General features: G+C 33.9%; 9 protein-coding genes. 2 read left to right on the forward strand and 7 right to left on the reverse strand.

Going from position 1 to position 11413, the window contains the following annotated elements; all coding sequences use genetic code 11:
• Positions 1–964, reverse strand: a 964-nt coding sequence (locus HU235_RS15385) for a glycosyltransferase family 2 protein (protein WP_174880767.1), incomplete at its 3' end; no start/stop codon positions are given.
• A gap of 163 nt (positions 965–1127) precedes the next feature.
• On the opposite strand from HU235_RS15385, the gene HU235_RS15390 reads away from it, so the two are divergent.
• Complete coding sequence (locus HU235_RS15390; protein WP_095302020.1) at positions 1128–2135, forward strand: DUF4855 domain-containing protein; 1008 nt, start codon at positions 1128–1130, stop codon at positions 2133–2135.
• A gap of 1223 nt (positions 2136–3358) precedes the next feature.
• Here HU235_RS15390 and HU235_RS15395 read toward each other — a convergent pair.
• The 5 genes from HU235_RS15395 to HU235_RS15415 form a co-directional block, all read right to left on the reverse strand.
• Positions 3359–4342 (reverse strand): glycosyltransferase family protein, encoded by a 984-nt coding sequence (locus HU235_RS15395; RefSeq protein ID WP_095302021.1) that lies wholly within the window; start codon positions 4340–4342, stop codon positions 3359–3361.
• Entirely contained in the window at positions 4339–5286 is a 948-nt protein-coding gene (locus HU235_RS15400; RefSeq protein ID WP_145582483.1) for an NAD-dependent epimerase/dehydratase family protein, read from the reverse strand. The genes HU235_RS15395 and HU235_RS15400 overlap by 4 nt, the downstream gene beginning before the upstream one ends.
• Positions 5283–6362 (reverse strand): Gfo/Idh/MocA family protein, encoded by a 1080-nt coding sequence (locus HU235_RS15405; RefSeq protein ID WP_095302023.1) that lies wholly within the window; start codon positions 6360–6362, stop codon positions 5283–5285. Before HU235_RS15405 ends, HU235_RS15400 begins: the two co-directional genes overlap by 4 nt.
• Entirely contained in the window at positions 6352–7464 is a 1113-nt protein-coding gene (locus HU235_RS15410; protein WP_174880768.1) for a DegT/DnrJ/EryC1/StrS family aminotransferase, read from the reverse strand. Before HU235_RS15410 ends, HU235_RS15405 begins: the two co-directional genes overlap by 11 nt.
• 153 nt (positions 7465–7617) lie before the next feature.
• Positions 7618–8700, reverse strand: coding sequence for a glycosyltransferase (locus HU235_RS15415; RefSeq protein ID WP_095302025.1), 1083 nt, complete (start codon positions 8698–8700; stop codon positions 7618–7620).
• Between the two features lie 364 nt (positions 8701–9064).
• Here HU235_RS15415 and HU235_RS15420 point away from each other — a divergent pair, with 364 nt between their 5' ends.
• Positions 9065–10423: a glycosyltransferase gene (locus HU235_RS15420; protein ID WP_233452238.1), complete on the forward strand. Its 1359-nt coding sequence runs from the start codon at positions 9065–9067 to the stop codon at positions 10421–10423.
• Between the two features lie 169 nt (positions 10424–10592).
• Here HU235_RS15420 and HU235_RS15425 read toward each other — a convergent pair.
• The coding region (locus HU235_RS15425) for a collagen-like domain-containing protein (protein WP_174880769.1) at positions 10593–11413 on the reverse strand (821 nt) is incomplete at its 5' end.

The raw sequence follows: 11413 nt of genomic DNA on the forward strand, positions 1-11413 counted from the left end.
TTATTAAAGAAGGAGTGACTTCCTTCCATATTTTTAAATTTCCGTACAATACTGATACATCGTTTGGTAAAGAAAGCAATAGGTTTAAAAGAGTTGTAACAGCATCAGGATCAAGCCAATCGTCCCCGTCTACTTCTAATATGAAATCCGAGTTAATCTTTGGCAATATGGAATTTAGTGCTCTTGCCTTTCCACCATTTTCTTTATGAAGAAATGTAATATTATCCCTTTCAGTTGACCATTTTGCTAAGATATCATGTGTTCTGTCAGTTGAGCCATCATCGATTACATATATATGCTGGAATGGTTCATGTTGCAAAAGACATGATAAAAGTGCTGTTTCGATATACTTTTCCATATTATAAGTGGACATCATTACTGAGAGAGAAATTGGAGTATCTATTTTTTTTGTTTTTAAGGTAAATTTTTCAAGATACTTCCATTTATGCATATTTGCAGTATCTATTTTTTTCCTTAGTTGCCTTACTCCTTCGTAATGAGAAGATGCTTGTAAATTTTGGTTTAAAAGCCACGCTACAAAGCACGCTTCATTAAAAGGAACAAATTTAGAGGAGAGTAAAGGGTATTTTTTTAATAAAGAAGCACTGACTATAAATGGTCTTTTAATTGATAGGTTTCTAACAGTTATCTGGCTAGTCATGATAAATTTCTTCTCCTTGTAAGAAAGGGAGGAATGATATATTTCGGTTGTTAGGATTTCATCTGAATACATAAACATTATATAGTCAGAGGTACTATTAACAAGTTGATTTATTTGTTCTCCAATATCTGTCATGACGATTACTCGACTATTTAAAGTCAAGGGCGTGCTTACATGAATCTTCCTGTAATGAAAGATTGTTACTTTACCTATGTGGTGTTTTAGATAAGCTAAGGAGTCAATTGCCCTATTTATTCGTGATTCGTTACTGTAATCAATAAAGAAAATATCGATTGAGCTCATTAATTTCACTCCTAAGTAACAAAATCTTTTTGATTATAATTACATATTCATCCTTCGACATTTCTAGAAGCACATTTTTAATTAGGTATAAAAGGAGAAGCACGGTAACTAGTTATTTTTCATATCTTATTAAATGAGATAATGAAAAAGGAGATTAATAAACATGTCAAATAATTCCAATGGTTATCTAACTGCTGAAGAACTTTCAATACAAAATCACCTTTGTATGCTGCCTTTTGGAGATGCATCAGATGACTATTCAACTGATTGGACGAAGGAAGAGTTAAAATATTATCAACATTATATTGTTGAAGGAAATCCAATTGATACAATGTTCAAGGCATTTATTTTTAATCCAATACGAGTTAGAGAAAATTATTTCATTCATTCAATGCATACTGGATTAGGAAAGCTTGCGAGAAATAATGATTGGTTGCAAATTATCGAGAGGCTCTTTATGGATGATGTGAACTTGGACGCACTTCATCAAAATACAAAATATGGGGAGAAAACAGACGTTTGGATAACGATTCCATATCCAAATCCACTACAAGAAAGATTTGGTCATGTATTTGGAAATAACCTTAATTTTGTAAATGATGCAGATCGAATAAAAGCGGTTCAGTGGTGGATTGATTGTTTTATGATGAGATGGGAAGAGAAAACAAATCTGCATGATAAGCTTGTGTTAAGAGGATTTGCATGGCAGCGTGAATCTATTAACTCAGGTGATGAGGCGCTTGTTAAAGCTTCTAATGAATACATTCATAAGCACCAATTATTATCAATCTGGCCGTTTAATTATGGCTCATCAGGCTGTTTAACGTGGAAAGAATTTGGTTATGATGCAGCAACCGCAAATCCTAACTATTATGGTAATACAGAGGTAGATACTAATTGGATTACCAATACTTCAGTCTTTGCTAAACATTATCATACTGGTATGCAAATTAATTACGGGAAGGGTGCAACATATAATAGTACCCATATTTATGATTATTTAAATTTAGGGCTAACAAATGAATTTATCGAAAACTGTTTATTGCTTTATCAATTCCATGACCAAACAATGAAACAGATTTATGAAGAGGACTTTACAGCATATATTCAAATTTATTCATTTATTAAGAATATTTATCAGGAATTTAGATATCCAGGAATAACGTACTAAAGCTTGTTTTAAATGATTCCTGATTTTAAATATTGATTTCTGTAATAATAACTATTCTATTTTCAATAAAGAAAAATTAATGAAGGAAAGGGTTTCGTTTTTGGTATTCTTTATAAGAAATTAGAGAAATGACGTATAGTGGTATACGTCATTTCTTTAGTTTGTATTGTTGTTAATGTACATTGTTGAAACCAAATGGACCCTGAATTTCATTATGATTTAAATATAATTGCTATATTAATGTTCAGCAGCATATTGAAAAAGTAATCAAACAGAAGGCACAATTTAGCTCAACCTGGCGCTCAGAGAGTAATTGTAAAGGTTTGGAGTGATATTGAAAATTATCTAGTTAAGGTATCAAATCAAATTGAACCACAAGGATTAGATGATTTTACATGAGTACTTTATTTATTTGCTTTTACGTTATTGATTTCCATGTCTATTTTATCTTTATTGGATGTAACTCATGATTAAGTTTCCTGGTTTTAGAACAGACACCAAAAAGTAAACCATATATATACTTGAGATTTATCTATCTTATGTTGTTTAAAAAGGTAATAAATAATGATGGAGGAGATAAATTATGGATTATTTTATTGGTCTCAGCATTCTATATTAAATTAGTTTGATAAGTGTTGTCAGGGTCATTACAGGCTTTGTGAGAACTGTAGAACAATGTTATGCAGTTTCCGTAATAACTACACGTAGTGGAGCTTATTTGATACTAGGGACGAAGAAGAAGCCGGTATTATCATTGATTGCTGAATGATTTCAAATAACTCAGAATATAGAGGTATAATTTTTGTCATTTTCTTGCTGGTATTCAAGACTTAATGATGTCGTTATTAATAGATCTATTGATTGGAGTACTTGTAACAGGGCATGGGATTGAGATAAAAAATCAGATATTTTTTATAAAAAAGCTCTCGGTTTTTAAAAATAGACTAGAGAGCTTATATTATTTAAATATATAGTTGTAAGATCTGTCATTTTGTAATTAGCTTTAGGCTTTTTAAAATGGATAGAAATATATTTTTTTATTCCATTTTCCAACATGCAAACTAATGAAGGGGAAAATAAAAGACATGTGTCCGGTGATACTTTGAACACATGTCCTGCAGTATAAAGCTTTTTAACTTTACAATTTTCAATGAACTAAGCCTTCCTACATATATTAAATTCTATAATTTTAGGATGAATGTTTAGAAAAGCATGTTTTACTATTAAAGATTTTTATAAATGTTAATTAATTGTTCTGTAATAATACGGTGATCGTGGTACTTTTCTACATATCCTCTTCCTAATATTCCTAAATTTTGTCTTAAAAGAGGTTGTTCTAATAAAATCTTTACATTTTCGTATAACGTATCTGGATTTGCATTTACTATTGGTAGAACACTCGGGAAAGTGGAAACTAAATCAGGTCGAATATAGGTGACAACAGGTTTTCCTAAGGCCATCGATTCAACGCTCAATAGTCCGTATGAGCCACAAAGGATTTGGTCGATAATGATATCGGCTTTTTCATATAATTCAATAACTTCATCATGGCTCATTTTTTCAATTCTTTGGTAGTCAAAATCATAGTTCTCTCTTAATTTATTAATTACTTCTTCGATATAAACAGTTCCTTTAAAGTCAGGATTTGTTGGAGCGTGTAGCAGTAATGGCTTCTTTTTGTGTATTGGAGGGTAGAATGGTTTAAAATGCTGTAAATTAATCGCTATTGGAACGACATGGACTTTATCATAATAATTTTTTACATATTCATAAACCTCATAATCCTGAACAATTGCCTGTTTAATATAAGGAGTTATTTTCGTCAACCTCTCATGAATCACTTCATTTGCTGGTGAATCTCCGGTATAGACATAAGGGTTATTCTCTTTTGCTTGTTCATGGAATCGTACATCATTTCCCCAATGATGCATAATCATCTTTTTTTGTTTATTAAAGATGAGTGGAAGATCCTCATAGTTTTTGTCAAGTGTTGTACAGTAATGAAAATGAAAGACATCAAAAGAATCGATGATTTCATCCTTCAATTTTTTAATTTCTTCTTCACTCGTATTAATTAGGTTATCCTTGTAACCAAGATAAGAATGATAAGTGTTATATCCTGTTGATTCGAAGCCTTTTTGCTTTAATCCGTCACTTAATATACCCATTTGTCCAGCTATTTCGGTTGTACCGTGGAATACTTTCATGAACTTTCACCTCGAGTTAGCCATTGATATGTTTTTGTTAAGCCTAAAATTAAGCTGTGATGACACTCCCACCCCAGCTTTTTTAAATTTGAATGGTCGAGACATCTACGTTGAACAACATCGACGGATCTTTTTGGAAGGAATGATAACTTTAATTCTTGATTTCCACAAACTTTATTAATTTCCGTTGCAAGATCGAGAACTGACGTTTCTTTTTCTGTGCTAACATTGTAGACATGACCAATTGACTGATCGTTTGTTGCGACTAGCAATATTGCATTTAGGGCATCTTCAATATAAGTAAAATCTCTCGTCTGTGTTCCGTCACCAAAAACATGCATAGACTGATTGTGCATTGCAGCTTCAAAAAATTTAGCCACAACACCGCAATATGGGTTACTGATCAATTGGCCAGGGCCGTATACATTTGATAATCGGAGAATTGTAACTGGTAATTTGTACATATAATGGAATACATGGCAATAATGTTCGGTCGAAAATTTGCTAGCAGAGTAAGGTAATTTCGTATTGTGATAGGTTTCAGGAGTAGGTAAAATAGTGGCATCTCCATATACTGATGCAGTAGAAGTGTAAACAAATCGCTTTAAATTACGGGAAAGTTGCTCTGTTTTTTGTAATAACAATAGGCCACCGTATAGGTTTGTTTCGAAATCATCTTGAATATTATTGTAAGATAAAACTAGGTTTTTACATGCCAAATGAAAAACATATTCGACTTCAGGAAGTACATGCTCTAAAGTTTCTTCATCTGTAATACTTGCGTGAAAAAACGAGATATTAGTTGCATTTGGAATCGATGATTTATTCCCTGTCGAAAGGTCGTCAATAATATAAATATGCTCAGCAACAGGTATCATTTCTTTGACTAACTGAGAACCTAAAAAACCTGCACCACCTGTAATTAAAATTTTTCCGAATTTCATGTTGGACCACCTTTAGATTTCATATTCATTGTATTAAAATTTTCTAATGGGAGGTTTTGACTTTTCCCTGTTAGTGTAGAATTGTATAAAGCGAAAATGGTTTCTAATGCTTTTTTTCCTTCCTCGCCAGAAATTAGAACTTGTTGATTAGGAGTTTGGATAGATTCGATAAAATTATTATACATATATAATTGTTCATTTTGGTCGCTCGTTAATTGCTCCAACTCATTCAAGCTTGTTACTTCATCTTTAATGAACCATCTTGAAATTGAATTTAATGATGGTCCTTCGATGGAAATACAGCCTTTTTCACCATAAATTGATAAGTGATATCCTAAATTATTGGGCTGTGTAATGATATTTGCTTCAATGATTCCTTTTGCTTGATTTGCAAAGGTAAGGATTCCGAGTGCGATGTCTTCTGTTTCTTTTGTTTGAGAAAACCTTGAGATATCACCATATACATTTTTTACATCGCCTAAAAACCATTGTAATAAGTCGATTACATGTATACCTTGGTTGATTAACATACCACCGTCTTTACCCCAGTCACCTCGCCATGCTGCACCTGCATAATATTCTGGAGAGCGGTTAAGGCGAATTGAAGCAACTCCTAAATAAGGTCTGCCGATTTTCCCTTCATCTATTACTTCTTTAATCTTTTGCATAATAGGTCTGAATCGCATTTGATGACAAATCATTAATTGAAGGTTTTTTGCCTTTGCTAGTTGGATGATGTCATCTGCTTCTTTTAATGAAAGTGTCATTGGTTTTTCAAGGATCACATGCTTTCCGGCAATTAGTGAGATTTTTGCCATTTCGGCATGTAAACCAGAAATTGTACAAATAACGACAGCATCAACTTCTTCACTTTCAACCATATCTGTATAGGTAGTATATTGTTTTATTGTTTCATGAGTATTAGATGCATTTTTATAATAAGTAATTGCATCGTTCATTCTTTCTATTTGTATATCGCTTACTGCTACAAGTTTAGCATTTTGACAATGAGCGATAGCGTCAAGATGACGCTTTGAAATAAATCCGCATCCAATAATGCCAAATCTAATTGTCACTGCTGTTTTCCACCTCTCTACGTAATACCTTAACGACATGATCTTGGTCGCTTTCAAGTAAGAAAGGAGACATCGGTAGCGCGAATAATGTTTCAGATAATTTTTCAGAAACTGGAAAATCACCTTTTTTATAACCTAAATGTGCATAGACATTTTGTAGATGAAGACATAATGGATAATATACTCCTGTATGAATATCTTCTTTTGTTAACCTTTCGATAAATTGATCCCGTTTTTCAGAGCCTACACAATATAAATGATAAATGTGAGAACGGTCGTTTTTTTCGACTGGAAGAGTTAAAGTAGCATTTGATAGTGCTTGATTATAACGTAATGCTAGTTCTCTTCTTTTATCATTCCAGCTATCTATTTTGTTTAAAAGTATGAGTAAAATAGCTGCATGAATTTCATCTAATCGACTATTGTAACCAATTGTGTCATGGTAATATTTCTTTGATGTTCCATGTGTACGTAAACTGCGAATTTTTTTAGAAAGTTCTAAATCAGAGGTAGTGATTATACCTCCATCACCTAATGTACCGAGGTTTTTGGTCGGGAAAAATGAAAAGCAAGCTGCATCACCTAATGAGCCGACTGCTCTGTCTTTATACGTAGCACCAAATGCTTGGCATGCATCTTCAATGACGATAAGCTGATATTTTTTAGCTAAATCCATAATTTCATCCATATCTGCTGATTGACCAAATATATGAACAGGAATAATCGCTTTTGTTGCACTCGTAATTTTTTCTTCAATTTTAGCAGGTGAAATAGTATAGGTTACAGGATCTACGTCAGCAAAAATTGGTGTTGCACCAACTCTTGAGATAGCTTCTGCACTTGCAAAGAAAGTAAATGGACTCGTAATGACTTCATCACCGTTGCCAATTCCATATGCTTCTAGAGTCAAAACTAATGCATCTGTTCCATTTCCAACTGCAACAGCATCTAAAACACCAAGCTTAGTTGCAATACTTTTTTCTAATTCTCTAACTTTTGGACCGAGTATATATTGTCCACTATCAAGAACGTGTTCTATTTCTTGTAATATTTCAGATTTAACAGATTGAAATTGCTTCTTTAAGTCAATTAGTTGAATCATAATGTCCTCCTTTGGTCAACTTCCTAAGTTGTCGTCACATTAACGTATGAGAGTCATAGTTTTGTCGTAACGGCAAGTAAACTAATTAACCTCTTTATTTTCAACAAAAAACCACCATTTGAATGGCAGCTTTAATTTTTTCCATGATTTTGTTTAATGAGTAATGTTCAATTTTTTTTCTAAAAGAATTTTATTTTGTATAATTCTCTCATCTTTAGGACGATAAGAAAGAGCTTTTTCATTATGTTCGTAGGACTTTTTGAAGTCACCTAATCGGTAATAACAAACACACATTTGTAAATGAGGATACCAAGTATAATAAGCGGGATAGCTAAAGCTCCATTTATCCTCAGGTGGAATTAGCTCGGTGGCTAAGTTATACCAATAAATAGCAGAGTGAAAATCCTGTTTTCTTTGAAAATAGTACCCTAGTCTACTACAAGTCTCTGCCCTTGGCGTTTTTGAAAATTCAAATGACTGGAATAAGCTTTTTAATTCATTCTCAAAGTCTCCAAGATATCGATAACAGTCAGCTTTATTTATACAAGCATAAACTTTATCTTCTATCCAGCCTTCTTTTATTGCAATATTTTCGTTATAGCTCTCGATCGCTTTCTCGTAATGACCATTTTCTCTAAGCTCATTTCCATAGTAGAAATAGTCTCTTGCTGAAAACACGTCACCTCTATCAAGCTTGGTTTGATATATGTTCAGGTTGCGCCCAACTGAATGTTTTATTTTTTTGTGAGTGACTGAGATATCAGAATTAATAATTTTCCCGTATACCTCAAGATACTGGTGACAATCTCCTTTCCAGACAAAATTCTTTTCGCGTTTTACTAATCGATTTCTTCTATAACGGATTGTAACATTTCCATATTCATCGGTACCTGCGTCATAATACATAGATACAGAATCAACAGAAGGGTCAAGTGTTTCCTTTAGTTCTAATAGCTTCTTTTGGTCTGCCTCTAATAGGACATCATCCGCATCTAGATATAGGATGTAATCTTTCGTAGCATATTTAAACGATTCATTTCTAGCTGCAGCAAAATTGCCAATCCACTCAAAATAAAAGACTCTATCAGTATATTGTTTTGCAATTTCAACAGTACGGTCTGTAGAACCAGTATCGACGATATTGATTTCATCTACTATGTCTTTAACAGTATCAAGACATCGAGCAAGTACTTCTTCTTCATTTTTAACAATCATACAGAGACTAATTGTTACCAATAGTTATACACTCCTTTAGATGTAAGTAGCATGCTTCTATAGTTTACTTTTGTTAAGGTCGAAATGTATGGACTGATTCCTACTTTTCGAAAAAAGGGCTTAATCATAAGAATGAAACAAATAGAGGGAGGGATTTTAAATAACGAACAAAATAGTCTTATTGCCGTATTAGTTTTGCAAATCTGTTTTTCTAAATATTAAAGTGCGTAGGATGTGCATCTCTTAATTTAGCTATTAAGGTTACATTAGTCGGAAGCATATAAATCTATTTATTGTTATTTTATTAGCTTAATGGTTCCTTTAAGGTTAGTTGTTTCATAAGTATGTAAGGTGAGAGGGTAAAAGGAATGATAGGAGTGGAATAATGGAGAAAATATTTAGCAGTATCTTAGATAAAATTAATAATAATGATATTATGCTTGCTGAGGAAACCTTAAATAAATTTCAACAGCATCTTATAAATATAGGGGATTATTATTTTTTTCAAGCGCTTTTAAATATTAAGAAGGAAAACTATACGAATGCATGGTTATGGTCTTGGAGGGGAAAGGGATTATTTCCTGAAATGCAAGAAATAAATGAAATTTATGCAGTGATTGATGAACATCTTTATAAAGGGAAAAATACGCAAAAAGAAATAAAATGGAAAGGGAAATCTATTCGTTTGAATCTTGAATTCATTAACAAGCTTTCAAAAGCAACTAATCCACAAGTGTTACAAGGTTCAATGGAAATTGCAAACCAAATGAACACGTTGTCTAAAGGATTGCAGCTGCTGAATGTAAAAGCACACACAATTAATTATTATCCTTACTATTTAGGTTATCAATCTAATTATGAATGGAATTTAATTGGGCAAAGAAGCGATCCAGCAATCAACTCTAAATTAAGAAAACTAACAAAAGAATTAATTTTGAATTATGATATTTTTCATTTTCACTGGGGAACAACCTTAACTTTAGACTGGTCTGATTTAGAAATATTAAACGAATCTCAGAAGTCGTTAATTATGCAGCATTGGGGGAGCGATGTTCGTCTATTTTCAGAGGCAAAGAAGTTAAATCCTTATGCATTAGTAAAAAATCATAATGAAGATGATTTAAAATGGAGATTAAGTAAACTCTCTGAACATATTAAACATTGTGTTGTTTTTGACGAAGAATTGTATCATTATGTAAATAATTTTTATGAAAAGACAACTATCATTCCATCTATGATTGATACAGAACAATATAAACCCAAAATTGACCAAGTGAAAAATTCACGGCCAGTAATAGCTCATGCCCCAACATCACCATATATAAAAGGTACAAAACATATATTAAAAGCAATTGAAACCTTAAAGGAGCAATATGAATTTGAATTTATTTTAGTACAAGGTAAATCCCATAAAGAGGCAATGGAAATTTATCAAAAGGCAGATTTAATAATTGACCAGCTTCATATTGGTAGTTATGGTCTTTTTGCCGTAGAAGCAATGGCGCTTGGAAAACCAGTTATATGCTGGATTAGCGATTTTATGAAAGAAAAATATCCTAAAGAACTCCCCATCATCATTGCAAACCCAGATACAATCAAAGAATGTATTGAATATAGCTTGAAAAATCTAGATATGCTATCTGAAATAGGAAAAAAGGGAAGAAAATATGTAGAAATACATCATGACATGATAACGAATAGTCAAATGATGTTAAAGAAGTATAAAGAAATTTTACAGAATTAAGTTAAATGAAAGTAGCACAATTGAGAATTGGTTTGTGCTATTTTTTTGTTGATTTATACATAAAAGTGTTTTTAAGGAACTTTCATGTTTTATTTTGTTGTAAAACATATAAAAAACTATCTGAAAGGGAACTCCCTTCCAGATAGAAAAAATTAATTGCTATTTTTTATTAAGCTCCTGTCGGACCAGTAGGACCAGTAGGACCAGTAGGACCAGTAGGACCAGTAGGACCAGTAACACCTGTTGGACCAGTAACGCCAGTAGGACCAGTGACACCTGTTGGACCAGTAACGCCAGTAGGACCAGTGACACCTGTCGGACCAGTAACACCAGTTATACCAGTAACACCAGTTATACCAGTAACGCCAGTAGGACCAGTAACACCAGTAGGACCAGTAACACCAGTAGGACCAGTGACACCTGTCGGACCAGTAACACCAGTAGGACCAGTAACACCAGTTATACCAGTAACGCCAGTAAGACCAGTGACACCTGTCGGACCAGTAACGCCGGTAGGACCAGTAACACCAGTAGGACCAGTGATACCCGTAACGCCGGTAGGACCAGTGACGCCAGTGATACCCGTAACGCCGGTAGGACCAGTGACGCCAGTGATACCCGTAACGCCGGTAGGACCAGTAACACCAGTAGGACCAGTGACGCCGGTAGGACCAGTGACGCCAGTGATACCCGTAACGCCAGTAGGACCAGTAACACCAGTAGGACCAGTGACGCCGGTAGGACCAGTAACACCTGTTGGACCAGTAACTCCGGTAAGACCAGTAGCACCCGTCGGACCAGTAACACCAGTAGGACCAGTTATGCCAGTGACACCCGTCGGACCAGTAACGCCAGTCGGACCAGTAACGCCGGTAGGACCAGTGACGCCAGTGATACCCGTAACGCCGGTAGGACCAGTGACGCCAGTGATACCCGTAACGCCGGTAGGACCAGTAACACCAGTAGGACCAGTGACGCCGGTAGGACCAG

Origin of the sequence: Metabacillus niabensis (assembly GCF_902829255.1) — a bacterium.
Classification (GTDB): Bacteria; Bacillota; Bacilli; order Bacillales; family Bacillaceae; genus Metabacillus; species Metabacillus niabensis.

Excerpts from the sequence above, each read along its gene's own strand:
- HU235_RS15390 (WP_095302020.1), top strand. The coding sequence starts at position 1,128 with ATGTCAAATAATTCCAATGGTTATCTAACTGCTGAAGAACTTTCAATA.
- HU235_RS15420 (WP_233452238.1), top strand. The coding sequence starts at position 9,065 with ATGGAGAAAATATTTAGCAGTATCTTAGATAAAATTAATAATAATGAT.
- HU235_RS15410 (WP_174880768.1), bottom strand. The coding sequence starts at position 7,464 with ATGATTCAACTAATTGACTTAAAGAAGCAATTTCAATCTGTTAAATCT.
- HU235_RS15400 (WP_145582483.1), bottom strand. The coding sequence starts at position 5,286 with ATGAAATTCGGAAAAATTTTAATTACAGGTGGTGCAGGTTTTTTAGGT.
- HU235_RS15395 (WP_095302021.1), bottom strand. The coding sequence starts at position 4,342 with ATGAAAGTATTCCACGGTACAACCGAAATAGCTGGACAAATGGGTATA.